The 26,622-nt window shown below is 44.8% G+C and carries 17 protein-coding genes; 8 read left to right on the top strand and 9 right to left on the bottom strand.

Annotation, left to right across the window (positions count from 1 at the left end; all coding sequences use genetic code 11):
- Positions 1-54: 54 nt before the first annotated feature.
- Complete coding sequence (locus IW644_RS16090) at positions 55-999, bottom strand: cation diffusion facilitator family transporter (RefSeq protein WP_269918451.1); 945 nt, start codon at positions 997-999, stop codon at positions 55-57.
- Positions 1,000-1,392: 393 nt separating this feature from the next.
- Between IW644_RS16090 and IW644_RS16085 the strand changes: the two genes are divergently transcribed.
- The 3 genes from IW644_RS16085 to IW644_RS16075 all read left to right on the top strand — a co-directional run bounded on the left by IW644_RS16085 (position 1,393) and on the right by IW644_RS16075 (position 9,112).
- Entirely contained in the window at positions 1,393-4,077 is a 2,685-nt protein-coding gene (locus IW644_RS16085; protein ID WP_269918450.1) for a glycoside hydrolase family 16 protein, read from the top strand.
- Positions 4,078-4,144: 67 nt separating this feature from the next.
- Positions 4,145-7,090: a TonB-dependent receptor gene (locus IW644_RS16080; protein WP_269918449.1), complete on the top strand. Its 2,946-nt coding sequence runs from the start codon at positions 4,145-4,147 to the stop codon at positions 7,088-7,090.
- 138 nt (positions 7,091-7,228) lie between these two features.
- Entirely contained in the window at positions 7,229-9,112 is a 1,884-nt protein-coding gene (locus IW644_RS16075; protein WP_269918448.1) for a GGDEF domain-containing protein, read from the top strand.
- 122 nt (positions 9,113-9,234) lie between these two features.
- Here the strand turns inward: IW644_RS16075 and IW644_RS16070 are convergent, their stop codons facing one another.
- Positions 9,235-11,787: a glycoside hydrolase family 3 protein gene (locus IW644_RS16070; RefSeq protein WP_269918447.1), complete on the bottom strand. Its 2,553-nt coding sequence runs from the start codon at positions 11,785-11,787 to the stop codon at positions 9,235-9,237.
- Between the two features lie 12 nt (positions 11,788-11,799).
- On the bottom strand, positions 11,800-13,062 hold the full coding sequence (locus tag IW644_RS16065; protein WP_269918446.1) for a sugar MFS transporter: 1,263 nt from the start codon (positions 13,060-13,062) through the stop codon (positions 11,800-11,802).
- Positions 13,063-13,267: 205 nt separating this feature from the next.
- Here IW644_RS16065 and IW644_RS16060 point away from each other — a divergent pair, with 205 nt between their 5' ends.
- The 3 genes from IW644_RS16060 to IW644_RS16050 are packed head-to-tail and all read left to right on the top strand — an operon-like array spanning position 13,268 to position 17,224.
- Positions 13,268-14,626 (top strand): GH1 family beta-glucosidase, encoded by a 1,359-nt coding sequence (locus tag IW644_RS16060; RefSeq protein ID WP_269918445.1) that lies wholly within the window; start codon positions 13,268-13,270, stop codon positions 14,624-14,626.
- Positions 14,627-14,646: 20 nt separating this feature from the next.
- On the top strand, positions 14,647-15,648 hold the full coding sequence (locus tag IW644_RS16055; protein ID WP_269918444.1) for a LacI family DNA-binding transcriptional regulator: 1,002 nt from the start codon (positions 14,647-14,649) through the stop codon (positions 15,646-15,648).
- Position 15,649: 1 nt separating this feature from the next.
- Complete coding sequence (locus IW644_RS16050; RefSeq protein WP_269918443.1) at positions 15,650-17,224, top strand: sugar porter family MFS transporter; 1,575 nt, start codon at positions 15,650-15,652, stop codon at positions 17,222-17,224.
- Here IW644_RS16050 and IW644_RS16045 read toward each other — a convergent pair.
- From IW644_RS16045 to IW644_RS16020, 6 genes are all read right to left on the bottom strand, one after another.
- Positions 17,214-18,800 carry an ATP-binding cassette domain-containing protein gene (locus tag IW644_RS16045; protein ID WP_269918442.1) on the bottom strand — a complete coding sequence of 529 codons (1,587 nt, stop codon included), beginning with the start codon at positions 18,798-18,800 and terminating at the stop codon, positions 17,214-17,216. The two genes, IW644_RS16050 and IW644_RS16045, sit on opposite strands and share 11 nt — an antisense overlap.
- The gene (locus tag IW644_RS16040) at positions 18,793-20,562 is read right to left on the bottom strand and encodes an ATP-binding cassette domain-containing protein (RefSeq protein ID WP_269918509.1); all 1,770 of its coding nucleotides are present in this window, start codon (positions 20,560-20,562) and stop codon (positions 18,793-18,795) included. Before IW644_RS16040 ends, IW644_RS16045 begins: the two co-directional genes overlap by 8 nt.
- Before the next feature lie 249 nt (positions 20,563-20,811).
- Entirely contained in the window at positions 20,812-20,925 is a 114-nt protein-coding gene (gene cydX, locus IW644_RS16035; RefSeq protein ID WP_014951149.1) for a cytochrome bd-I oxidase subunit CydX, read from the bottom strand.
- A gap of 10 nt (positions 20,926-20,935) precedes the next feature.
- Positions 20,936-22,072: a cytochrome d ubiquinol oxidase subunit II gene (gene cydB, locus IW644_RS16030; RefSeq protein ID WP_269918441.1), complete on the bottom strand. Its 1,137-nt coding sequence runs from the start codon at positions 22,070-22,072 to the stop codon at positions 20,936-20,938.
- Positions 22,069-23,649, bottom strand: a complete 1,581-nt coding sequence (locus IW644_RS16025) for a cytochrome ubiquinol oxidase subunit I (RefSeq protein ID WP_269918440.1) — start codon at positions 23,647-23,649, stop codon at positions 22,069-22,071. Before IW644_RS16025 ends, cydB begins: the two co-directional genes overlap by 4 nt.
- Positions 23,650-24,014: 365 nt before the next feature.
- Positions 24,015-24,635 carry a Tll0287-like domain-containing protein gene (locus IW644_RS16020; RefSeq protein ID WP_269918439.1) on the bottom strand — a complete coding sequence of 207 codons (621 nt, stop codon included), beginning with the start codon at positions 24,633-24,635 and terminating at the stop codon, positions 24,015-24,017.
- A 152-nt stretch (positions 24,636-24,787) separates the two neighbouring features.
- On the opposite strand from IW644_RS16020, the gene IW644_RS16015 reads away from it, so the two are divergent.
- Entirely contained in the window at positions 24,788-26,134 is a 1,347-nt protein-coding gene (locus IW644_RS16015; protein WP_269918508.1) for a sigma-54 interaction domain-containing protein, read from the top strand.
- Between the two features lie 62 nt (positions 26,135-26,196).
- The gene (locus IW644_RS16010; RefSeq protein ID WP_269918438.1) at positions 26,197-26,607 is read left to right on the top strand and encodes a hypothetical protein; all 411 of its coding nucleotides are present in this window, start codon (positions 26,197-26,199) and stop codon (positions 26,605-26,607) included.
- Positions 26,608-26,622 lie beyond the last annotated feature (15 nt).

The following is a 26,622-nucleotide window of genomic DNA, read 5'->3' as shown; positions in this document are numbered from 1 at the left end:
AGCAGTTAAATACACAATTAACTAACGGCTTCCTGCCCCTGCCTCTATTGCATGTTAATTTATCTCGTCGTGTTCATGATGATGAGAATGGGCATGCAAATGATCATTCTCATCGCGGCATGGCTCTCCCGGTAGTTCAAACTCTACGGTTGTATGTGCAAGTGCAAATGGCGCTAGACGTTTATGAACCTCAGCTTTTAACTGACGTAACTTTTCATTGTCCACAGCACAATTGATGACGACATGAACGGTAAGTACATGTTGTTCACCATCTAAAGACCAAAAATGTAAATGATGAAGCTCTTCAACATGCTCCATAGACAGCAACGCTTGGCTAATAGCCTTTCGCGTAGATACGTCAGGCACACCTTGTAAAAACAAAGACATTGTCTGCACAACGTATCTCACTACGTTTATTAATATAAAGAGGGTAAAACCTATCGATAATATTGGGTCGAGAATGGGCCATTCTACAAAGTGAAGTACAATAGCTACGACTAGCACCGCCACCCACCCCATCGCATCTTCAATTAAGTGCCAGTTAAGCACTTTCTCGTTCATCGTATGGCCACCATGAAGCTTGTAAGCCGCGAACCCGTTTACCAATATTCCCAATACAGCAAGTCCTATCATCCCTTCCGTTACAGGCATCTCTGGGTTATAGAGACGGGGGATGGCCTGAGACATTACCCAAATTGAACCAAGTATTAAAATGAGACCGTTAATCATTGCTCCCATTAAACTTAGCCTTTTAAAGCCATAGGTATACTTTTCGGTAGAGGCTTTATGACCTAGTTTACTTAAGTACCAGGCTAACCCAATTGAGAGGGAATCGCCTAGGTCATGAACAGCGTCTGCCATTATAGCCACACTGTTAGTGAGCCAACCGCCGATAAACTCGATAATAGTAAACGTAAAGTTCAGCCAGAATGCCCATCCGATACGAGTGGAATCTTCCTTAGAAGAAGTAGTGTCGACATGATGATGGTGATTGTGCATAGGCTATGCTCTTTTTAAACTATAAAGAAAGCTTATCGTGAAGCACTATTTGGTGCGAGTGAAATACTCCAAACACCTTATTAACAACCGTGCCTTTTCATTTGTAAATGCTGAGTGAATCGTTAAAACCATCTTTTTGAAGAAAACTATTAATATCATACAAACCACTGATAATATTTACATTTTTATATTTTTTCCGATAAATACTTATTCTACTAAATGTTAATTTTTTGAGAACAGTATTGATCTTTACGTGTCAGTGGCTTAATGTAATGTAAGCGCTTTCAAACAGCCATTTTTATTTGACCCATTTTGTAAGCGCTTACACAAGCTTTTTACGTGGCATTTGCCACAACATAAAAACCCAATTTCTTTTGATCAGGGCTGAAAACAATGACGAAAAAAGCATCTCAACTCTCGCGGATAGCTGCCGCGATCTCAGTCACAACCCTATTTGGCTGTGGAGGTGGAGCAACAACCTCTACAGATATCGACGTTGTTGACGCAACGGTTCCCGTTACCGACTGGGAGCTTGTTTGGAGCGACGAGTTCGATGGAACCAGTATTAACGATGATAACTGGACCCATGAAGTAAACTGCGATGGTGGCGGTAACAATGAAGCCCAGTGCTACACAGACAGCGAAGATAATTCATTTGTGTCTGATGGTAGCCTTAAAATTGTTGCACTGCCTGCCGAAGAGGGTGCACCTAAACCTTATACGTCAGCCCGATTAATTACTCAGTATAAAGCCGATTTCAAATACGGCCGTTTTGAAATGCGCGCTAAGCTACCAGAAGGTCAAGGTAGCTGGCCTGCATTCTGGATGATGCCTACTGATTCCGTCTATGGCGGCTGGCCGCGCTCTGGTGAAATCGACATTATGGAAGCGGTAAACCTGAAAGCAGCAGACGCAGACGGTAACCCTGAAAACCATATTTACGGCACCCTTCACTATGGTCAAGAATGGCCGAATAATGATAGCTCTGGTCAAGCCTATTCTCTTCCTGATGGCGCGAACCCAGCTGATGACTTCCATACCTACGCTATAGAATGGCAGGAAGGTGAAATTCGCTGGTACATGGACGGCTATTTATATGCCACTCAGCGTCGCTCTGAAGTGCGCTATAACGCAAATGGTGATGCCACAGGTCTTTCTCATCGCGGTTGGTACACTGAGTACTTTGACCAAATTACTGGTGAACTTGAAACCCAATGGAATAACGCCCCTTACGATCAAGAGTTTTTCATGATCCTTAACTTCGCTGTGGGCGGAAGCTGGCCTGAAGCAGTTAACGAAACGGGCATAGATGCAGATGCATTCGCAGACGGTCAAACGTTCGAAATTGACTACGTGCGCGTTTATGAGTGTGCCTCAGACCCTGAAACTGGTAAAGGTTGTGAGACTGTGCGCCCTGGTTACGACAGTGTAGATGATGCATTGGTAGAAGGCGCAGCCCCCATCCCGTCACCGCCTTCTACCGGTATTCCACAAGACTTAACCATTTTTGATGGTACACCTAATCCAAACTGGGCAGCTTGGGATTGCTGTGGTGGCTCTACACCTCAACTTGTTGAAGATACTGAGCTTGGTCAAGTTTATGAGTTTACCTTTGGCGCAGATCCTACGGTAGTCGGTTTTATCAGTCGCGATGCGTTTCTTACTGACCCAGAAGGTGAAGCCTCTCCATTTGATGCATCTCCCCTTGAAGGCATTGGTAGCTTAAAATTTGATTTAAAACTTGTTTCTGCACCTAATAATGCTGAAGCAAACTGGAACCTGAAAGTTGAAAGTACTGAAGCAACTACAGACGCCTCTTTTTCACTTATGAGCGGCTACGTTGGGCCTTCAGATACTGCACCTGCTACACCGCAAGTGGGCGTATGGGAAAGCTATCAATTTCCCATCAGTATGTTTGCTGAAGCAGAACTAGATACCAGCGCCATTGATACCATTATGATTTTCCCTGACTGGGGCGCAGGTGAAGGTGCCGTTTATCAAATTACTAATGTAGAAATTTCACAGGACGGTGCGGTTGCATATCCTGAACTTACTATCTTCGAAGATGGCCAAAACCCTGATTGGCCCATGTGGGACTGCTGCGGTGGTTCTACGCCAACTGAAGAAATGGATGATGAAGAGCACGGTTTAACTGCAGAATTCCGTATCGGCGCAGAACCTACCGTAATGGGCTTTATTACTCGTTCTGCCGCTGGTGGCGGTGATACCCCATTTGATGCAACTGCACTTACAGATGGTGGCCTTCTACAATTTGATATGAGAGTAGTGAGCGCTCCTAACAATCCAGACTCTACGTGGCTATTTAAAGTTGAGTCTAACGATGCATCAACTGCGGTAGAACTACCATTAGCGGATAGCGTTGAAGGTCAAGCGCCTGTAGAAGGTGAGTGGCAAACCTACACTTTCCCTATTTCTGACCTACAAGCTCGTGGCTTAGATGTTAGCGCCATTGACGTCATTATGGTATTCCCTGCTTGGAGTACTGGTGAAGGCGCTGTGTATCGCTTAGACAACGTAAAAATATACCACCCTGACAGTGGACAAGATGCCCCATCAGCGTCTGGCATTACCCTATTTGCTGACACTGCGGCAGATCAGTGGCGTATTTGGGATTGCTGCGGTGGCTCAACGCCTACCGAGGAAGTTGATGATGCAGACCACGGAACAGTTGCTGAGTTTCGAATTGGCGCAACGCCAACGGTAATGGGCATCATTGCTGATGATGGTCACTCTTACGACGCGTCAGCACTACTAACTGATGGTGCTGTGCGATTTGAAATGAAAGTAAGCTCTATGCCTAATAATGCTTCAGCGCCTTGGTTGTTCAAAATTGAATCTATCAACGTGTCATCAGCCGTAGAACTTCCTATTTCAGCTAGCCTTGAAGGTGTAGACCCTGTTGAAGGCGAGTGGCAAACCTATACTTTCCCTCTTCAAACGCTTTATGACTTAGGTCTGGATATCAGTGCAATCAACGTCATCATGATGTTCCCTGCATGGGGCTCTGGTGAGGGCGCAGTATACCGCGTTGATAATGTTGAAATTGCAGCGCAATAGCAAAGCATGTGTCGCCTAAGCAGTGCTTAGGCGGCATACAAAATTGATAAGAATTAGTAGGGCAATTATGAAAAACACACCTTTTAAAAAGACCCAGCTTGCCACATCAATGGCTTTGTTGATGGGCTCTTCTCTTGTGCTACCCGCGTACGCTCAAGAAGCAGAAACAGCAACGCCCGCAGAAGGCGAAGTAGAAGTTATTCAAGTTAGCGGTATTCGCGGCAGTATGATCCGCTCAATGGACCTAAAGCGCAGTTCGAGCGGTGTAGTAGACGCCATATCAGCTGAAGAGCTAGGTAAATTTCCTGATACCAACTTGGCTGAAGCATTGCAACGCATTACCGGTGTAACTATTAGCCGAAATAACGGTGAAGGTAGCCAAATTACTGTTCGTGGTTTCGGCCCAGAATTCAATCTGGTAACCCTAAATGGCCGCCAAATGCCGGGTACCGGTTTTACCCGTTCTTTCGACCTTGCTAACCTTTCATCTGAAGGCGTAAGCACGCTAGAGCTTCAAAAAACTGCCCGTGCAGAAAACCCGAGTGGGGGCTTAGGTGCTACGGTAAATATCATTACTATGAAGCCGCTTTCCCAGTCAGGACAAAACGCGACTATTTCAGTAAAAGGTATTTACGATACGTCTAATGAAGCAGGTGACGATGTCACCCCAGAGATCGCAGGTGTTTACACCAATACTTTCGCCGATGACATGTTCGGGTTCGGGGTGTCTTTTTCGCACCAAGAGCGTGATTTCCAACAGCAGTCGGCAAATATTCAAGGTTGGGTACTTCAAGAGAACGATGCACTGCCTGAGCTAGATCCCAGTGATGTTGTCGACAACCGCACTAATATTACCGATGCGGCGTTCTTCCCAAAAGACATGAACTACAGCATTAATGATGTACAGCGCGAACGTTCAAATGGGCAAGTTACCTTCCAGTTCCGCCCTATAGATGAGTTTACCGCGACCATAGACTACACCGCGTCTCGTGCAACTACCGGCACTAATAGTGTGGGTTGGGGTATTTGGAACAACTTTGGTGCTAACATCAATGCTTACGAGCTTGATGAAAATGGTACTGCTGTTTATGCAGATATCAGCGGCGATGACGGTTCATTTACCGCAAGCCGCAACACTACCCGCGTTGATGCCCGTTCACTAGGTGTAAACTTAGACTGGATGGTAAATGACGATTGGCATTTCCGTTTGGATTACCATGATTCTTACAACAAAACCGACAATGGTTATGACGAAGGATTGGGTAGCGCTGGGCAGATCATTCTTGGTTCAAATCAATTAGATTCTAAAGTTTATGACTACCGTGAAGGTGAAATCCCTCAAGTCTATGTAAACTGGAATAACGGCACTAATGAAATTATGCCGGGTGAAATTGACTCTAACTTCAGTCAGTTCATCTATTCACCAGGACGTTCTGACATTGAGCAACTGCAGTTAGACGGTACTTGGTATAACTCTGCGTGGGATATTCCGCTTGTTAAAATTGATTTTGGTGTAGCACGCACAGAACAGTCTCTATCTGGCTTTACCGCATGGAGCGGACTACGCGGCGGTCCTGGCTTTAGCCCGTCGTTCACGGAAATCTTCCCAGACAGTATGTTCGTTCGCAACGACACCTCAGGCTTCTTAGACGCCTTTGATGGTGGCGGCGCAAGTATGAACCCAGGCTACTACTACACCTTTGACTTTGATGAAGCCATTGCGCGTCAGCTTCAATTCATCACTGCCGACGTTGTGGGTGAAAGCAATGCGTATTCTATTGACCCATATTTCAGCGGTGACCCTTCGGTAAGCAATGTAGAAGAGACAACAGACTCAATTTACGTTCAGACCGAATGGGACTTTGACGTTAGCGATTACTACGTTCAAATTAACGCCGGCCTTCGCTACGAAGAAACAGAAGTACCTAGCACTGCTGAAGTTCGCGTACCTATTCAGGTAAACTGGGTTGCGGCTGGTGAGTGGATCACTGTTTTCCAAGACGGTGTTGAAGAGCAGGACTTTACCGGTAAGTACGATGTATTGCTTCCTATGTTCGACGTGAAAGTTGATGTAACTGACGACATTGTTGCCCGCTTCTCTTGGGGTAAATCGATTACTCGTGCACCTATCGGCTTCTTACAAGGCGGACGTTCGTTTAGCGGCAGCCCTAAAATTGGTTCAAGAACCGTGTCTGAAGGTAGTACCGATCTTAAGCCTTATGAGTCAACTAACTTAGACTTATCTTTCGAGTGGTACTACGACGAAGCGAGCTATGCGTCAGTCGGACTATTTAGAAAGTCGGTTAAAAACTACATCGATACGCAAGGTGCACTTGAAACCTTTGACGGACTGAATGACATCTATCTTGGTCCAAGATGGCAAGAAGCGGTATCTGCACTTGAAGCAGACGGGATTCAAGCCACCGACAGCAACATTTACGACTACTTCTTATCGGCAGGTTATGCTAACGAAGAAGGCGTAGTTGAGCCTAATTCAGATGACCCTCTTATTGAGTGGAACGTGGTGAAGCCACGTAACCTTAACGAATCAAAAACCGTTGAAGGTATCGAGCTTGCTGTTCAACACACATTTGGTGAAACGGGCTTCGGTTTTGGCGCTAACGCGACGCTGGTTGACGGTGACGTAGAGTACGACCCATACAACCTAGAACAGCAAAACCCGCTAGTAGGTATCAGTGATTCAGCTAACTTCCAAGTGTTTTACGAGAAGGAAGGTTTGTCTGTAAAAGTTACTTACGCATGGCGTTCAGACTATGTTGTTGGTATTGGTCAAGCGCAAGGTTCATCAGATAACCCAGCTACCCAGTTCGACACCTTTGGTCAAGTTGATGCCAGCATCAACTACGATGTAAATGAGCACCTAACAGTGTTCCTAGAAGGTGTAAACATCAACGACGAAACCGAGCGTGGTTACGGCCGATTTGAAGAGCAATTCTTATTTGCCCGTCAGTATGGCCCTCGCTACACGCTAGGTGCTAGATACAGCTTCTAAGTATAGTAAGCACTTACGATAAGGGCCTTTTTAAGGCCCTTTTTTAATTCCAACCCACTAAAATCATCAAACATTTCTGCCATTTTTTGGTAACCTCACTTCATAAGCTCAGGTATGAGTAGTAGAAGAAGAAAGCAAGTGAAGTATAAGAAGTGTATTAGCGCGCTAGTGCTATTTTTGATGGGAATTAATTCTACTTTTGCGATTAGCGGTGATAGATATTTCCAAGCATATTCCCAAATTATAAGCAGTAAACCCGATAGTAAAGAAGCGTTGGTGTCATTAGTTTCTGACTTTGAAAGCTTATCTACACCGTCACCTGTTGCATCCGTTTATATCGCTTTGCTACATTCAATTATTGACCATCCAACTGGATTTGAAAAATACTACCTTGCTCCGTCACATCACCTTGAAAAAGTAAAAAATACCCATCCCTCTTTGTACTACCGACATAAAATTCTGTCAGCCTATAACTTGGCTATACAAGAAAAGTGGCGTTTAGCTCACAGCGAAATTGATAAAATCATCGCGTTTGCTCGCAACAAAGACAAAGAACTTTATTTTGATGCCCTTGCCACAAAATCCATTTTCCTTGCTCGTATGGGCTTAATAAGAGCATCGCTAAATGACAGCGCGAAAATTATAGAAGAACTCCCCTCACTATCTGAAAAACAATTTTTTGGAGATGGTGCAATCGAAACCATGGAGCTTGAGATAGGGCTCAGTATGTCTTACCTAGGCGAAGATAAAAACGCGCTAGAACTGTGTTCACGAGCAGAAGCATTCTTTCGTAATAGACCAAAGGCAAGTCCCCACAGGTATTACCAAATTGCACTTGATTGCCAACGAAGAAGTTTTGAAAATTCAGGTCGCATAGACGAAGCATTGAATACGCTTGAACGTTACATCGATTACGCAACCTCTATTGAAGATTGGGATACTTATGCCTATGGTCTTGTCTCAAAAATTGAGTATTTTTATACCTTAGAAAAAGTTAACGCGGCCCATGCATTAATTGAAAAAACCGAGGACTTTATATCCACACTACCTGACTCATACGATACTAATACCTATCAAATCTTTCGATTTAAAGCGCTAGTAGAGAAACGCGAGTTAGAAACAGCTAAAGCACTGATGGATAATATTATCGACAGCCTAAGCGCCGATTACAGCTCATCAGATTTGCACTGGGCGCAGTTTAGATCTATTCAGTCTTCTTTCTTTGAGCAGTCAGGAAACAAAGAAGCGGCTATATCAGCATTGCGCGACAGCAAAGACTTTTATCAGTCCCTTTATTACCAAACGGACGATCGAGAGGAAGTGTTTAGCGACTACTATGAAAGCGCCCTTGCTGAGCGAAAACTGCAACTTTTAGAGAAACAGCATGAATTAGCAGGTGTGGAACTCGCAAACAGCAACAGAACAAATTTAATTCTGAGTGTTGGAGTGCTGACCTTAGTAGTACTTTTAGCCCTTATAACTTATCTATACATTGTCCAGCGAAGACTGAAAAGAGAACAAGAAACACTTGCAACCGTAGATACACTGACAGGCGTTCGCAACAGAAGAAGTTTACTCGGCGCTGTACAGTTAGAGATTAGCCAAGCAAAAGCCTATCAAAATAATTTATCTTTGGCGTTGATTGACTTGGATAACTTTAAAGCCATCAACGACAACTACGGCCATGAATGCGGAGACGATTTACTTAAAGCGTTTTGCGAGCATGTATCTAACTCCATTAGAAAAACAGATACTTTTGGACGCTATGGCGGAGAAGAGTTCATTTTATGCCTTCCAAAAACCTCAGCTTCCGAAGCTAAAAAAGTTGTAGATTCAATCCTTGATAGCTATCGACAATTGCGTATTTCTACTGAAATCAGTGAACAAACCTTTTCCGCTGGCATCGCCGAATATCAAAAAGGTATTGAAACGTCGACACTAATCAATCAATGTGACGATGCACTATACGTAGCTAAACGATTCGGTAGGAATAGAGTTTGTATTTTTAGCGACGATGATTAAAGAGCATCTAATATTGAGGGTTTAATAGAAGTAGGTGTGTGGCTTTAGTTGTTTACAAACAAAAACGTCGCCAAGGCTTTGCCCCGGCGACGTTTTTTAAGGTCTAGTGATAGAGCTTTAACTTACTCTTGGCAGCTTATACTCGCTGATTCTGCCGCACTTGGCGTAAACTGAATATCTGCTACGCTCAAACTTGCCTTACCTGAGCTGCCTAGCTCAAACGGTACGACAAGACCAGTGAAGTCAATGCCCTCGTCAACAAAGCACTGCAGGTCAATACTCACGTTTGTCCATGTATCAGCAGGCATTGCTTTTAGCTGCTCGCTAATATCAATCTGCGTTGAACAGCTGCCCGCAGCATCCCCTTCGCCCTCACAGTTCATGCCCACGGTAACAGGCGCATTAATATCTGAGTGACGGCTAACGTTAAAGCTTAACGCACCTTCTGTAAGTAGTTGTGCACTTAAATCTTCACGGAAGAAGCTTTTGCTAGCAAAGCGCATAGCCGCAAATTCAGAGCCATCAAAGGTGACTTTTCGTGCATCTTCTTGCACTACTTTGTCTACAGTGCGGTAGGACAGCGCACCAAGGGTGTGAGTGCTTGCATTTACAGGTAACGTTTCATCACCTGAATACAGCCATAGAACCCACGGTGACTGCACGGCACCATTAAGGATTTCCATCGGCTTGTTGCTGTCAGTGCTGACTTTTATTTCAGTATTTAACGTATTGCTTAATACATTTTCATCGCTGAAAGTAAGACCAAAACCATAAGGTAAGAGCGGCTCGTAAGCCTCATCGCCTTTATTAACTATCTGCTGAGGCTCTGATGGCCAAGAGAAAGATAGCTTTCCTTTGAAGTCTTGTTCGCCAAACAGCACATCAGCTACCGCAGCACCTTCAGAGCCAGGTAACCAAGCGGCGACAAAAGCGTCAGATGCATTAAGCTCGGCATTTACCCACATTGGGCGGCCGCTGATAAACACAGATACCACAGGAATACCTTGAGACTTCAGCTTTTCAAGTAGCGCTAAGTCTTTCTTACTGCCGTATTGGTAGATAAGCGTTTCTCTATCGCCGTGGCCTTCTGCGTAAGGCTCTTCCCCGAATACCACAATGGCGACATCTGGCTTAGTTTCAAAATCGCCCTCAACAGAAAGCTCTACGTTACCACCTGCACTTTCGACATGCTCTTGTATACCGTCGTAAATAGAACTACCGCCTGGGAAGTCGGCATTAGTATTGTTGGTACCTTGCCACGTAATACTCCAGCCACCAGACTGCTTACCAATGTTGTCGGCGCCATCACCGGCCACTAATATATTTTTATTTGCAGAAAGAGGCAGAGTTTTATCTTTGTTTTTCAGCAGTACAAGTGACTCACGTACCGCTTGTGCTGCTACTTCGCGATGCTCAGCTTTGCCAATTAATGAACGGTTACCTGAAAGTGGTCGATTTGCTGGGCTAGGCTTATCGAAAAGGCCCGCTCGTACTTTCACACGAAGAATACGGCGCACAGCATCATCGATACGCGTCATCGCGATAGTCCCATCTTTCACTTGAGCGAGGGTGTTGTCGTACAGTACCTTCCAATCGTTAGGTACCATGAAAATATCCAGACCCGCGTTGATAGCTTGCGCGCAGTCTTCGTTATTACAGCCTTTTACTTGGCCGTGACCGTTCCAATCTCCTACTACGAAGCCGTCAAAGCCCATTTGGTCTTTAAGTACATCATTTAATAGGTACTTATGACCGTGAAGTTTGTCGCCGTTCCAGCTGTTGAACGATGCCATAACAGACTGCGCACCAGCGGTTAATCCGCCAACATAACCTTGGGCATGAATATCGAATAGCTCTTGCTCGCTAGCTACGTTATCACCTTGGTCGTCTCCGCCTACGGTACCGCCATCACCGACAAAGTGTTTTACCGTGCTGATTACACGCTGATCGCTTAAAAAGTCTTTGTCAGCAGCACCTTGAAGACCTTTAACCACTGATGCAGCATACTCTCTTACAATAGCCGGATCTTCAGAGTAGCTTTCATAGGTTCTACCCCAACGGTCGTCACGTACAACAGCAACTGTTGGCGCAAATACCCAATCAATGCCCGTCGCCATCACTTCTTTCGCTGTGATATGTGCAATTTTCTCTACTAAATCAGGGTTATTTGCCGCACCTAAACCTATGTTATGAGGAAATAAAGTGGCGCCAATAACATTGTTATGACCGTGAACAGCATCGGTACCCCACATTGTCGGGATTGTTGAACCATCTAGGCTGTCGTCAATGGAAGCTTGATATAGCTTTTCGGCAAGTTCCACCCAATCTTCAGGAGTTGCATGCTTGTCGTTATTCGGAAACGCGCCACCACCATTGAGGTAAGAGCCAAACCCATACTTACGCATGTCTTCAACAGTGATATTGCGAATTTCTGGCTGTATCATCTGCGCAATTTTCTGTTCAAGCGTCATGGTAGATAAAATATCATCTACCTTTTTCTCTACCGCAGGGTCTGACTTTACTTCGATATCTAGCTTAGGCCATATCTCACTGGCTTTATTCGTTTTTTCTACGGCACTGTTAACTGAAGAAGCGTCTTCATCGGATGCACAAGCGCTAACTAAGACACTGACCAATGCACCTGCAACAACCTTCGCGATTAGACTTTTTCGCATTATTAATCCTCGTTACTTTTCAGTGGTTTGAAATTTAGATACGCGACTTCCTACAAGGCCGTAATAAGCAATGTAGAGATAGCACGAAGCGGGTAATAGGAATGAAAGCGTGACCCCAATCGAGTCGGCCAGCATACCTTGAAAAAGTGGAACGATAGCTCCGCCCACGATAGCTAGGCATAAAATACCTGAACCTTGCGGTGTGTCCTTACCTAGTTGCTGTAGTGCAAGACTGAAAATGGTAGGGAACATAATTGAATTAAATAAACCTACGCCTAATATACTCCACAGCGCAAGGTCACCCGTACTTGAAAGCGATAGCAAAATAAGGCCAATTGCTACACAAGCATTAAAGGCCAATACATAACCACCTGAGATTTTTTGCATAACGACAGCGCCGATAAAGCGCCCTACCATGGCTCCGCCCCAGTAATACGCCAGCAGTTTTGCCGCGCCAGCTTCAGTTAGGCCGCCTACGGCTGGGCTAGCTAAGTAGTTGACTAGCATACTGCCAATGGCAACTTCAGCACCTACGTACATAAATATACCCACCGCACCTAATACAAGGTGCTTGTGATGCCATGCGCCGCCTTTAAATACACCTGCATTTGCGCCTGTGTGGTTAAGCTTAGGTAACTTCAAGTACATGAATACAAGAGCAAGAAGCAGTAGTGATGCCGCCAGTATAAGATAAGGAACCTGTACATCTGATGGACTTGGCGTGCCGCCACCGTGCTCACCTGTGGCACCGTAGATAAGATAAGAGCCGAAGAATGGCGCCACTGTGGTACCAAACGCGTTGAATGCCTGGGTCATGGTAAGTCGTGACGATGCTGTTTTCGGGTCTCCAAGTGCTGTAACAAATGGATTGGCAGACACTTGAAGTATGGTTATACCTGACGCCAACACAAAGAGCGCCAACAAGAAAACACCATAAATTTGACTAGACGCAGCAGGGAAAAACAGCAAACAGCCTACACATGCTATACCTAAGCCAAGCACAATGCCTTTTTGGTAACCAATGCGCGACACAACCATTCCCGCAGGGAGCGAAACGATGAAATAAGCGCTAAAGAAACAAAATTGAATTAACATTGCTTGCGTAAAGCTAAGGTTAAAAGCTCCTTTTAGATAGGGAATAAGAATGTCGTTCAAACATGTAATAAATCCCCACATGAAAAACAACGTGGTAAGTGAGATTAGCGCAAAACGGTAGCCACCGTTTGCCCCTTGCTCTTGGGCGGATGAAATATTCGGCTGAACTGGTGTGTCCACAAGTAACCTCTGTTGCTATTTTTCTGATTAATGATAAATTTACATTTGAAAGCGCTTACATGCTTATTCAAATTATTTTGTAAGCGCTTACATTGAGTAGATAATTACATGAAGCGTTATCGAATTCAATGTAAATATGATGTTATTTGCTTAGTGATTAGCAAAGCAAATATGACGAAATTGTTATTGCTAGGACATTTCTACGATGAAAGACATTAACCTTCCATCCAATTCCATGATGCTTTCTAAAGACTTTCTGTTTGGTGTAGCAACATCAAGCTTTCAAATAGAAGGTGACAGAAAAGGAAGGTTGGACTGCATTTGGGACACCTTCTGTGAAAAACACGGAACTATTTCAGATGCAACTAACGGTGATGTAGCTTGCGATCACGTTGCGCTTTGGAAGGAAGATGTAGCGCTTATCGATGCCTTAGGTGTCGATGCCTATCGATTATCTATTTCTTGGCCCCGCGTTATGATGCAAGACGGCACTGTTAATGAAGTAGGTATGCAATTTTACGTCAATTTGGTTAACGAAGTCGTAAAACGCGGTATGAAAGTGTTCGTTACGCTTTATCACTGGGATTTACCACAGTACCTAGAGGACAAGGGTGGCTGGCTAAACCGCGATACCGCCTACGCATTTGAAAAATACGCAGAGGCCGTGGCAAAGGCATTGGGCGAAAAAGTTTATTCTTACGCCACGTTAAACGAGCCATTTTGCTCTGCTTATTTAGGCTATGAAGCCGGTATTCATGCGCCGGGTAAAACAGGGGTGGGCAACGGGCGTAAAGCAGCGCACCACCTGCTGCTTGCGCATGGATTAGCATTGAAAGTACTTAATAACCATTGCCCGAATAGTCAAAACGGTATTGTGCTTAACTTTAGCAATTGCCATACAACAACGAATTCTAATGAAGATAAGCACGCGGCTAAGCTGGCCGACGACTACCATAACCAGTGGTATTTAAAGCCGATAATAGAAGGTAAATACCCTGATGTTATCGACATGCTCGATGCTGATAGCAAACCAGAAATACTTGAGGGTGATATGGATATCATTTCTCAACCTATCGACTATTTGGGTATTAATTTCTACACACGCACTCTGTATCAAAGTGATGGAAATGGTTGGTTTGAGATTGTTCCACCAGCAACAAACGAGCTAACCGCTATGGGCTGGGAAATTACCCCTGACGCATTTACCGAACTGCTGGTTGATCTTAATGAGCGCTACGACTTACCGCCTATTTATATTACCGAAAACGGTGCGGCAATGGATGATGTTCTTAATAACGGCGAAGTTATAGATGATACGCGTACTGCTTATTTTCACACTCACTTAAATGCCGTAAATAGAGCGATGGAAAAGGGTGTAGACATTCGCGGGTATTTTGCATGGAGCCTGATGGACAACTTTGAGTGGGCGCTGGGTTATTCAAAACGTTTCGGCATTGTATATGTTGACTACGAAACCCAAAAACGCACCTTAAAACAAAGTGCTTTAGCCTATTCAAAACTGGTTAAGAGTCGTATAAATGGGTACATTAGCGGTATTAAATAAGGGCAATTACTAGAAACCGTATGGCAACAATTTACCAAGTATCAGAAGCAGCTGGGGTATCGCTGGCTACCGTCTCTCGCGTTATGAATGGAAACGCGAAAGTAAGCGAACGCACCCGTAAAAAAGTGGAAGACGCTATGGCATCGCTGGGCTATCAGCCCAACGCCATTGCACAATCTCTGGCATCAAACCGTACCAATAGTGTGGGTTTACTTGTTTCCGAACTGCATGGCTCATACTTTGGTGACTTGATGAGTACGGTTGAACACGTGCTAAAGAAAAGTGGTAAGCATGTAATCATAACCGCGGGACACGTCGATGAAGAGCGTGAACACGAAGCCATAGAGTTTTTGAAAAGCCGCCGTTGTGACGCGCTTATCTTGCACGCTGAGGCCGTCTCTGACGACTACTTGAAAAAGCTGGTCGACAGCAAAGTCCCGGTTGTAGTGATTAACCGAAAAGTAGACGATCTAGAGCAACATTGCTTTGTTGTAGACAACGTAAAAGGTGGCTACTTAGCTACGAAAGCGGCCATTGACGCGGGTCATACGAAGATAGCTTATATTAGCGGACCGCTATTTAAAAAAGATGCGAGCGATCGCCTTGCTGGTCACAAAAAAGCCCTTGAAGAAGCAGGACTTACATTTGACAGCAACAGCTTGTTTGAAGGCGACTTCCATGAGTCTACAGGACAGGAAGGGATGCATCACCTTCAAGCTACGTTCCCAGACTTTACCGCCCTTGTATGCGCAAACGATGAAATGGCCTCTGGCGCAATGACGGCGGCTCGAGAAGCTGGATTTGATATCCCAACTCAGCTTTCCATTGTTGGTTTCGATAACGTGCTATTTTCGCGCTATCTTTATCCTAAGCTAACAACCATTAATAACCCTATTCACGCTATGGGAGAAATGGCCGCTTATTGGGTACTTGAACATGTTTATGACATTAAAAGTCCTATCCCAATTGAGCACTTATTTGTTCCTGAAGTCGTCGATAGGGACACACTAGGCAAATTATAAAATGCATAAAGCCCTGACTCCCTCGCTATACTACACGCTCATTGTTTCCCTTGGTGGATTCATATTTGGTTTTGATGCCAGCGTAATAGCCGGAGCCAATGGCTTTATCGACGCCGAATTTAACCTAAGTGATTGGCAGCAAGGTTTTGTAGTCAGCTCTCCTACGTTGGGCGCACTTATTGCCATGCTCTTTGCAGGCGGCATAAGCGATGCAATCGGAAGACGAAAAGCCCTGATTCTAGTGGCTTTCTTGTATTTGCTTTCCTCCATAGGCTCTGCCCTTGCCCCTAGTTTCGAACTGCTAGTGCTGGCTCGCTTTATTGGCGGCATAGCATTTTGCTCACTCATCATTGCCCCACTGTATATTTCAGAGATTAGCTCACCAGAAAACCGTGGAAAAATGGTATCGGTGAATCAACTCAACATTGTATTCGGTTTCGCCCTATCCTATTTCACTAACTACTACTTGCTACAACTTAGCGGCAGCGGAGCAGCTTGGGTTGCCGATTGGGGTTTAGACACTCACCTATGGCGCTACATGCTAGGGCTTGAAGTCATTCCAGCCGCGCTGTGGTTTGGCCTACTATTTACCATTCCGCGTAGCCCTCGATGGTTAGTACTAAAAGGTAGGCAAGAAGAAGCAGAGCAGGTGATAAACCGCCTTTTCGATAAGGCACAAGCCCATGCACTTGTTAAGGATATTGCGTCTTCGCTTGATGAGAAGACTTGGACGCTACGCGAGCGCCTTGGTTTTTTAAAAGCAAAAGCCATGCGCTTTCCTTTGATGGTAGGAATCATAATTGCCATTGCGCAGCAAATTACCGGCATCAACGTTATCTTTTTCTATGCACCTACTATTTTTGAACAAAGTGGCGTGGGTACCAACGCCGCCTTTATGCAGGCAGTATGGATTGGTGTAGTGAATGTCGCCTTTACTGTTGTGGCAATGATGACTATTGATAAGTGGGGTAGAAAGCCACTACTCATTGTGGGTTTGACCGGTGTTGTAATTAGCATGGCTATCTGCACCTATGGTTTCAAACAAGCCACTTACCAAGTTCAACAAACTGCCGTTAGCACTATTCAACAAAGCTCACCCGTCGCAGCAAGCAAATTAGAGCCTTTAACCACCCAAGTCTATTATTCGGACGTGGAGTTTAAACGGGCACTTAAAACTGTTTTATCAAGTGAAGACTTTGATACTTACCAACAGCCATTGCTAACTAGCAGTATCACAATGAACGCGCCCTTAGTGCTATTTGGCATTATCGCGTTTGTAGCCTCTTTCGCTATGTCTTTAGGCCCTGTGATGTGGGCGATGCTAGCCGAAATTTTTCCTAATCAAACTCGCGGTTTGGCTATCTCTTTGGTGGGCGTGATTAACTCCTTAACCAGCTTTCTAGTTCAAATTATCTTTCCATGGGAGCTAGCTAACTTAGGGGCAGCCACAACATTTGCTATTTACGGCTGTTTTGCATTAATCAGCCTCATTTTAGTTGCTAAGCTATTTCCGGAAACTAAGGGTAGAAGCTTAGAAGACATTACAAGAACCTTTGAACACAAGGCTATGAAATAGCGCACTGTGTTTGTCGTGAAGTCTTAATGTCTGCTTCGCCTAGTTGAAGGTGCTTTTTTACCTTTAGCGTATCTGGTGTTGTGTGAGACGCTACCAAAACCAAAGCAGTAGAAGAAAGACTATTCAGTACCTTGCTCACCTTTTGTTGTGTATAAGAGTCTAGCCCTTCAAAAGGCTCATCTACAGCAAGAACTGGCGGCTTTGCTAATATTGCGCGAGCTAATGCCAAACGCTTTCGCTCGCCACCAGATAGAGGCCTTCCAGCTTTTCCTACCCAACTCGTCAAAGGCAGGATCTCTTCCAAGCCAAGCGCGGATAACAGATCATACATTTCATTTTGAGAAATATCGTTACCCGCTGGGTCTAGGTTTAAAGATATACTCCCAGATAACACGACAGGTTCCTGCTCTACATAACGCCAATTTGTCACCATGCCCTCGGGCATACCTACACCGTCAATTTCGCGCGCCCCTATCGCTGGCAGCAGACCAATAATTGACTGCAGCAATGAAGACTTACCGCATCCCGACGGCCCCGAAATACAAACAACACCATTCGCCGGTAAAGAAGCATCAACCATACTGGCATGGCGACCTTTTGCAGAAAACTGAATTAAATTAAGTGAGTGTATTATTTCTCTATCACGATACTGCTTAATTGGCGTGGCTTTAAGTTGCTTAAGAGCACTGACGCTTTGTTTATACTGCGCAAACTTACTTACACTTAAAAAGCCTGCACTTGCCCAGTCTGGCGCTGCCAATAGAACCATGGGTATGATGATGGCGATAGGTGCAAATACAAAGGCCGACGCCACGGGTGAAACACCCGACATGACTAGAACAACAAATAAAAACGCTAATCCTTGAAACCACCATGCTGTTCGTTGTGCCTTAGCTTTTTGCGCCTGCTGATAACGCCATACCTGACTAGCACTCGGTATTTTAGTGCTGTTAGGGTTAGATGAGGCAGAATCACTTTCAATCATCGATTTGTCCAGATGCCAAATGGCACTGCGGTTGAAAAAATCGGAAGATTGCTGGCGAAATAGCTTGTTTGCTTTATTGGCTTTTTTCGCAAGCGTTAGTGCGCTTAGGCCTTGCATGGCCAAAGAAACTAGCCAAGCAACAAATAGCGCCAGAATATAAAAAGCGCCTGGGAGGTCGAGGTACACCGCAGCAGCGCACAAACCTGTGAAGATAAATACAACGCTTGATAGAGGGGCAACCCATGCAATCCATTTGCTCGCAAGCTCTTCAGTATGTTGCGCTAGTGCTTCTGTGGTATAGGCCTTATCAGTAATCTGACTGTTTTCTAGCTGACGAAAAACGCGCACCCGTGCTCTTGCAATGCGTGCTAGGAGGTCATTGTGTCCGAACCACATACTGGCATAACCTGACGCAATACGAAGGAGCGCCAAAGCGCGAATGACCACAGCAGGTATTACATAGTTAAACCCCACTGGCGCTATTGCACTAATCGCGATAAACCAAGCAGAAATAACAAGAATACTAATCCCTGCTATGCCATGCAAAAGAGCCAGAAGTAACGTCAGATAAGCGGGTTTTCCGTTATTCAAAACTGAAGCTCCTTTTCTGATCATTTGAATCTTTATTTACAGCGCTGGTTACTACTTTCACTACACTTGCTACATGGCAGTCTTGGTTATCCTGTTCTATACCAGTATCACTTTGCTCATTATTCATTTGGCTGAGTGACGATTTTCTCTCAACCGACCAAAACTGATTAAACCAATTAGTTGGCAACGCTTTATGAGAGGCCCATATCAAGGTTTTGCTTTCACCTAAACGCTTAATCAACTGAGCTAACCTATGGTGTTGCTCATCGGGTAAATGTGCGGTTGGTTCATCAAGAAGCCAGATACTTTCATCACGCAATAACGCTCTTGCCAGTGACAAACGCTGTGCTTCGCCGCCCGAAAGTTGAGGGTAGTCTGTCATCACTGTATCAAGCCCATAGGGCAACAGTGTTAACCACCCCTCAAGTTCAACATCTTGCAGCGCTGTCATTAAGATGTCATCGGAGTAAGTATCGTTAAGACATAGGTTCTCCCGCACTGAACCTGGCGTGATGACTGGGTGCTGAGTGATCCACACTACTGGCTGTTCGAATTTATGGGTCGCTGGCCTTTGGCCACTAAGCGCCTCTAACAATAAGGTTTTGCCCGCTCCAGATTTCCCATTAAGAAGCACCTTATCGCCTTTTGAGATTATCAAGGAGTTAGCTTTTACTAAGGCAGGTTGTACGTGCCCTTCTTTAAGTGAAGCAGGCTCGCACAAGTCGAACACGTTGAAGTTAGAAGCATCTAGTAACCGTGACATTTCTTCAGGATTATCGGCGCTTTGAGCACAAGATTGTAGTGAAATCGTATTAGCCACGTGTGAGTACAAGGGAGCCAGTTCTTGTTGCGCTGCTTCAGCCTGAGCTTTTTGGTGATACACCTGCCCCAGTTTTTTCATTTCACTTAGTAACAAGGGTACGGTAAGTAAAATCCATAGGCCTTGCTGCAAGGTTATAGCCGGGCCAATTTCAAGCTCACCTAATAGCGAAAACCCAATAAATACCGCAACCAACGCCACAGAAAGCGTGGCAAAAAAGTCGAGCACACTATTAGATAAAAACGCGACACTGACGACTTTCATTGTACGTGTATTTAAATGTTCGCTTGCTTCTTTTAAAAGGGCAGTTTGACTTTGATGCGCTTGAAAATTTGATAGCATTGGCAACGCCGCTAAGCGGTCTGTAAATAAGCTTCCCAGCCTTTCAAGAGCGACAAAGTGTTTACGATGCAGTGCAGCTGCGCCCTTACCAACAATAATCATGAAAAGCGGCACAACGGGCAGAGTGATAAGTAAACCAAAACCAATAACGGGATTGACATAAAAAATCACTGTTAATGCTAATAAAGGCACTACAACGGCTATTGTTTGCTGAACACGATATTCCAATGCCCAATCTGTAAAAGCTTGTAGATTCTGTAACCATAGCGTTTGCCAGTAATAAACTGAGTGCTGTCGAACCAAGGCATGTTGGCGAGAAACAAACACCTTACTTAACTTCTGCTCCAGCTTGTTGAGCACCGAGTCTTTCGCTCGGCACGACAAGCGATTCGCTACGCCTTGGAGCACCCAGGTTATTCCCAAGCAAACAGATAAGCCCACTAGATCACTTTGTAACGCGGGTGTTTTATTCACCACCCAGTCTTGTGCAATGCTAGAAAAGTAGTAAAAGCCAATAATTAAAGAAAAAAGCGACAAACACTTAACCGCTACCTGTGACATAAGCGAACGGCGCAAGCCAAGCGTGTGCGCGCTATCCATTTCCTTACACCACTGAGTAAGTGTTTGTCTGCTGGGAACCTTTTCTTTAATCACTGTTAGTTTCTATCTTTTTGGTTGTTTCGTTTCTTATAAGTGGTGGAGAGCTTGCTGCAAAAAGCCCCCTTCCACCTTTCAATAATTCTGATAGCGCGGAGTTTTCCCCACTTTCAAACCTTCAGCAGCAGAGGCTGCTGAAGGTCCCAAATGGATAGGTTAACGGCGTGTTCTGCGGCCAGCCTACCTCCACTTCTATTCTTGGTCTTCGGGTCTATCCATGTTCTCCGTCGACTCCAACCACATGGCGTTGATAATGCCGAAAGAGCACGCCAGTAAAACTCCCAATATCCACGCGAAATACCACATAGCCCTCTCCTTAATAAATGGTGTGAGATTGGTCAAGATCATCGTTTTTAATGCGACCGCGCATTACGTAGAAGCTATAAGCCGTATAGCTAAGTACAATAGGTACAAAGATGCAGGCAACGATGAACATAACGTTTAGTGTCATATGACTCGACGTAGCGTCCCATACTGTAAGGCTGGCTTCGGGCATAGTGATGCTTGGCATTAGGAATGGGAACATTGAAAAACCCGCAGTTAAAATTACGCCTGTAATAAACAGCGCACTTGATACGAACGCCATACCCGCTTTGCCTTTCTTAGAGAAGAACGCGCAGGCAAGACCAGCCACTACACCTAATACAGGTGCTATCACCATGAAAGGATATTTGCTGTAATTGCTCATCCAAGCGCCCGCTTCAATAGCTACCTCTTTCTTAAGCGGGTTCGATGTAGCAATGGTGTCTACTGCAGAGGTAATTACAAAGCCATCTAAACCAAATGCTACCCAAAAACCTGCAACAACAAACAAGGTTACGCCCACAAGGCTCAAAACCACTGACACGGCACGGGCTCTCACCTCAATAAAACCATCGGTTTTCATTTGTAACCATGTCGCACCATGGTTAAGTAAAATAGCCACTGACAGTAATCCGCTCACTAAGGCAAAAGGTGTTAGCAGCCCGAAGAACGACCCTGTGTAAGTTGATTTCAGGGTGCTGTCTAGCTCAAAAGGCACCCCTAATAGCAGATTACCGAACGCTACACCAAAGATAAGCGCTGGAACGATACCGCCCGCGAACAAGGCCCAGTCCCAAGCTTTGCGCCACTTTGGGTTAGGCAATTTACTGCGGTAATCGAAGCCAATTGGACGCATCCATAAGGCGATTAGCGTCAATGCTAAAGCAAGATAAAAGCCTGAAAACGCCGTAGCATAAATCATCGGCCACGCAGCAAAGATTGCACCACCTGCTGTAATAAACCACACCTGATTACCATCCCAGTGAGGCCCAACAGTGTTAATCATCACGCGTCGCTCTTTATCGTTTTTACCGATAAGTGTAAGCAAGGCACCCACACCTAAATCGAAGCCGTCAGTTACGGCGAACCCAATTAGCAGAACGCCAACTAAGCACCACCAAATGACACGTAACAGTTCATAATCAATCATGCTTTTGCTCCTTGCTCATCAAGGTCAATAAGATCAAGCTCAGTTTCAGTCTTTGTATCCTCGGGAGGCACAGGACCTTTCTTCGCGAATTTTTTCATTAGGTAAAAGCCAATGATGAACATTGCTGTGTAGAAGACGGTATAGGCAACAATAGTGGTTACGACGTCGCTAATCGCCAAATTAGACACTGAGGTATGAACCGGCAATACTTCTGCAATAGACCATGGCTGACGACCATATTCAGCGACGAACCAGCCTGCTTCACACGCAATCCAAGGAAGCGGCAGGCCATATAGTGCGCCTTTTAGCAGCCAGCGAGGCTGAGTGATTTTGTGTTTTGTGCTGTAGTAAAAAGCACATAAGAAAAGCGCCAGCATGATAAAGCCTGCAGCAACCATGATTCGGAAGCTCCAAAATAGTGGCGCTACCGGAGGAATGCTGTAGTCAACGGCTTGTTGAATAGCAGTTTCTGAAGGGTTAGAAACATTATCGGTATAAGGCTCTAACAACATAGCGTACCCAAGACTATCTTTGTTCGCTTCAAAAGCAGCGCGTTGCTCAGCGGTCGCTGTGCCGTTTCTTACATCATCAAGCACTTCGTACGCTTTAATGCCGCTTAAGATACGCTCGCGGTTTTCTTCTTTTAAATCTTTTATACCTTTTACTTCTTCAGTTAACGAGCGTGTAGCAATAATGCCCATTGCCCACGGAATCTGAAGTGCATACTCGGTTTCTTCTTTTTCATCGTTCGGTATACCGAAAACGGTAAAAGGAGCGGGTGCGGGGTGGGTTTCGTACTCTGCTTCTACAGCAGCCAACTTCACTTTTTGTACGTCACCAAGTTCATAACCACTTTCATCACCCAACACAATAACTGAGAGGGTTGAAGCCAAGCCAAAACTTGCAGCAATGGCGAAAGAACGGCGAGCAAAAGCAATATGCTTATGTTTTAGTAGGTAATAGCTTGAAATGGCCAACACAAACATAGCACCGGTCACGTAACCTGCAGATACTGTATGAACAAACTTGACCTGTGCAACCGGATTAAAAATGACTTCAGCGAAGCTGGTCATTTCCATACGCATGGCTTCAAAGTTAAATTCAGCGCCTACTGGATACTGCATCCAACCATTAGCGATTAAGATCCATAATGCTGAGAAGTTTGAGCCTATAGCCACCAACCAGGTTGCCATAAGGTGTTTAACCTTAGACATTTTGTCCCAGCCAAAGAAGAACAACCCCACAAAGGTAGATTCCAGGAAGAACGCCATCAATCCTTCAATAGCCAGCGGTGCTCCAAAGATATCGCCCACATAGTGAGAATAATATGACCAGTTCATACCGAACTGGAACTCCATGGTTAAGCCAGTAGCTACCCCAATGGCAAAGTTAATTCCAAACAGTTTTCCCCAAAACTGGGTCATTTGCTTGTATATCTCTTTACCTGTCATTACGTAAACGGATTCCATAATAGCAAGTAAAAAGCTAAGCCCTAACGTTAAGGGTACAAAAATAAAGTGGAACATCGCAGTTAATGCAAATTGCCACCGCGATAGTTCTATTAACGTATCGCTCATGGGTTATCTCCCTTTTCAAGCAGGTGCGCTAAGCGCATGAAATAAAAATGGGTCGTTTAATATTCAGTGGGATATCTACTGAAATTTCAGCGTTGACAGCTTTATCTGCTTTGTTAGAGCACGGTCTGTGCCACTTGCCAAATTGGTTTCACTTTAAAAGCAAAGCTTGGTCGCAGAACGGCATCTTCGTACGCTGCGGGAGGATTATTCCATGGTCGAAAGTTGAGCACTTTGATCCATCGCAAGAATCTAATATGAAAACCGCGTCATTTTTGTCAAAAAAGAGACAAAAATGACGCGAAGGAGAGGAGAATGTTGAGCACTTTGTCAGTGAGACACTGTGGGACTAAGTTGTAAAATCACCGCTATTCAGGTTGATATGTAAGCGTGAAAGCACCGCGCAAATCACCAACCTTAAACCCCGTAGCTTGGTCATCAGGGTAATGCTTGGCAATAACGTCTTTCACCGCAGGGGCTACATTAGTGCCATGGCACGCCATACAAAGTTGACCTTGTTCAATGGCCATCATGTAGCGAAATTCACCGCTTTCATCATCATACTGATATGCGTCTAAGGGTCTTTTAAGCGGTTCACTAGTTAGTTTGTTTTTCTCTAAAAGACTAGAAAAATGCGCTAGCTGTTCCCGCTCCCAGCCATCCGGTGCATTATCCGGGTTACGTACTTTGAGTGAAGTACGTCCTACCGCCCAACCATTCTTGCTTAGGCTATCAGCAATTGGCCCTGCGGCTAATTGACACTCTTCTACTCCCGCTGTTAAACCACCAGATTTTATAGCTTGTTGAAGTCGCGTTTTAAGCCCGGCGCCAAGCGCTTTTACGTGCCCTTTAGCCTGTTTGATTTTTATTTGAGCCTCTCCTTCTTGCGCATCAATATTAGTCATTTGAGGTTTTTCAGCGAGACTACAGCTGCTTAACATTGCGCTTAATATCGTGCTTAACGCCATTAAAGCCACATATTTATTCATAAGGTAACGCTCCTGATAACTGAGTTTATGGCTACTGAAGCCAAGTCATTTATCTCAAACAGTGAACAAGCTTTGTGCCAGTATGTTAAATTGATGAAATAAAATTAGAATTAACTAATACGCTGACAATGAACATATCAATTGTACAAGCAATGATAGATGCAATAGACAAACCCGCTATTTTCATCAATCAAAACTATATTATTGAGGCGGTTAATGCGCCTTACAGAGACACGTACCCCGTTAATATTAAGTTAGGCTATAGCACCTGCTATCAGGTATCTCATCGCAACAACAAACCCTGTGATCAATGCGGCGAGCAGTGTCCCATGCAGCAAAGTAAGACGACTGGACGAGCGGCGAGCGTGGTACATATTCACTCCACCAGCGAAGGCCAAAGTTATTGCGATATTTTGATGCGTCCAATATTCGATGGGAATGGCGATTTATTAGGTTATTTAGAAATTTTAGATAAGCTTGCATTTGCATCTAATCGTCCTGCAGCAGGCAAAATGATTGGCGAGTCTAAAGCATTTAAAACTATGCTTAATAAAATAAATCGCGCTGCAAATTCAGATATAGCCGTATTGCTGCACGGAGAAACTGGCACAGGTAAAGAGTTGGTCTCGCAAGCATTGCACTCTAGTAGTAGTCGTGCAGACAAGCCTTTTGTCGTAATTGAATGCACTGGACTGTCTGACTCTTTGCTTGAAAGTGAGTTATTCGGCTATGAAAAAGGTGCCTTCACTGGCGCTACTTCAAACAAAAAAGGGCTAGTAGAAGCGGCGGAAGGCGGCACCCTATTTTTTGATGAAGTAGGTGATATCCCCCTTGCCATGCAGGTTAAACTACTAAGATTGTTTGAAACCCAAACCTATCGCCCCGTGGGTAGTGTAGCCTCGAAGAAAGCTAACTTCCGCTTGGTTTGCGCATCGCATAAGAATTTAAAAGAAATGGTAGAAAGAGGCGAGTTTAGACGCGATCTCTATTACCGAATTGCGGGCTTTCCTATTAGCCTTCCATCTTTGCGAGAAAGACAGTCAGATATTGCGCTTATCGCAACGCACTTTTTAGCGCAGTCGCAAGAGAAAAAGCGTTTCAGCAAAAAAACACTAGAGAAATTGAGTAGCTATACTTTTCCGGGCAATATTCGCGAGTTACGTAACATCGTGGAGCAATCCATATTACTTGCCGATGAGACCGTAATATACGAGTCAGACTTACCTGACCTTGACGATGACTTTACAGGCGAAGACCTAAGCCCAGTGGCAAATAGTAATGGTAAATACGTTCGAAAAGTGGGTGTTAAGGGGCTAGCAAAGCCTACGAATGAAATTATGACCCTAGAAGAAGCCGAGTACGCTTATCTTGCTGAGGTTTATGATACTTTCAAAGGCGATATAAACCAGCTTGCGGACCAGTTGGGCGTGAGTACACGTACCCTTTATCGAAAATTAAATAAAGCCGGTATCAAAGCTGGTACAAACGAACACAATTAATCAGTGGAAATAAACTGTCGTCACAGGCTATGATAAAAGTGCGCAATTAAAAAAGATAAAAAATGTCGATTAAACGCCTGATAGCCTTAACACTTTGCCTTTGTATGCTTTTGCAAAATGCATTAGCACTCGGCCTTGCTTCGCATACTATGCAGCATGCGCGTAAGTTGGTGGGCGACGATATTGAACTTATCTGTACTGGCAAAACCATGCGCTATATATCGGTAAGTGCAACAGCGCTTGAAGGTGAATTTGTATTTATAAGCCCAGAGCTACTTAAAGCGCCTGTCGAGCATGTAGATTGCACCAACGGTACGCTGGCAGACCTACCTAACATTGATAATTTTCCGATCGATTCAATGGCGGTGTTATCCTTAGTGCGCTATCGCGCCTTAGTATCTCGCCTTGCAGCAGCGCCCTACACATCGTTTGCGTTTGCCGCCCCGCTTGGCCGCGCTCCACCAATTGCATAACAAAACCTAAAAACA

Source organism: Alteromonas sp. PRIM-21 (assembly GCF_027563165.1).
In the GTDB taxonomy this organism is placed as follows: Bacteria; Pseudomonadota; Gammaproteobacteria; order Enterobacterales; family Alteromonadaceae; genus Alteromonas; species Alteromonas macleodii_A.
Note: the sequence above shows the minus strand (reverse complement) of the source record. Positions and strands in the feature narration are given on the sequence as shown.

What these genes read in the sequence shown, in the direction of transcription:
- IW644_RS16050 (WP_269918443.1), top strand. Translation starts at nt 15,650, where the DNA reads ATGCATAAAGCCCTGACTCCCTCGCTATACTACACGCTCATTGTTTCC.
- IW644_RS16080 (WP_269918449.1), top strand. Translation starts at nt 4,145, where the DNA reads ATGAAAAACACACCTTTTAAAAAGACCCAGCTTGCCACATCAATGGCT.
- IW644_RS16085 (WP_269918450.1), top strand. Translation starts at nt 1,393, where the DNA reads ATGACGAAAAAAGCATCTCAACTCTCGCGGATAGCTGCCGCGATCTCA.
- IW644_RS16090 (WP_269918451.1), bottom strand. Translation starts at nt 999, where the DNA reads ATGCACAATCACCATCATCATGTCGACACTACTTCTTCTAAGGAAGAT.
- IW644_RS16070 (WP_269918447.1), bottom strand. Translation starts at nt 11,787, where the DNA reads ATGCGAAAAAGTCTAATCGCGAAGGTTGTTGCAGGTGCATTGGTCAGT.
- IW644_RS16055 (WP_269918444.1), top strand. Translation starts at nt 14,647, where the DNA reads ATGGCAACAATTTACCAAGTATCAGAAGCAGCTGGGGTATCGCTGGCT.
- IW644_RS16020 (WP_269918439.1), bottom strand. Translation starts at nt 24,635, where the DNA reads ATGAATAAATATGTGGCTTTAATGGCGTTAAGCACGATATTAAGCGCA.
- IW644_RS16060 (WP_269918445.1), top strand. Translation starts at nt 13,268, where the DNA reads ATGAAAGACATTAACCTTCCATCCAATTCCATGATGCTTTCTAAAGAC.
- cydX (WP_014951149.1), bottom strand. Translation starts at nt 20,925, where the DNA reads ATGTGGTATTTCGCGTGGATATTGGGAGTTTTACTGGCGTGCTCTTTC.
- IW644_RS16015 (WP_269918508.1), top strand. Translation starts at nt 24,788, where the DNA reads ATGATAGATGCAATAGACAAACCCGCTATTTTCATCAATCAAAACTAT.
- IW644_RS16025 (WP_269918440.1), bottom strand. Translation starts at nt 23,649, where the DNA reads ATGAGCGATACGTTAATAGAACTATCGCGGTGGCAATTTGCATTAACT.
- IW644_RS16010 (WP_269918438.1), top strand. Translation starts at nt 26,197, where the DNA reads ATGTCGATTAAACGCCTGATAGCCTTAACACTTTGCCTTTGTATGCTT.
- cydB (WP_269918441.1), bottom strand. Translation starts at nt 22,072, where the DNA reads ATGATTGATTATGAACTGTTACGTGTCATTTGGTGGTGCTTAGTTGGC.
- IW644_RS16040 (WP_269918509.1), bottom strand. Translation starts at nt 20,562, where the DNA reads ATGGATAGCGCGCACACGCTTGGCTTGCGCCGTTCGCTTATGTCACAG.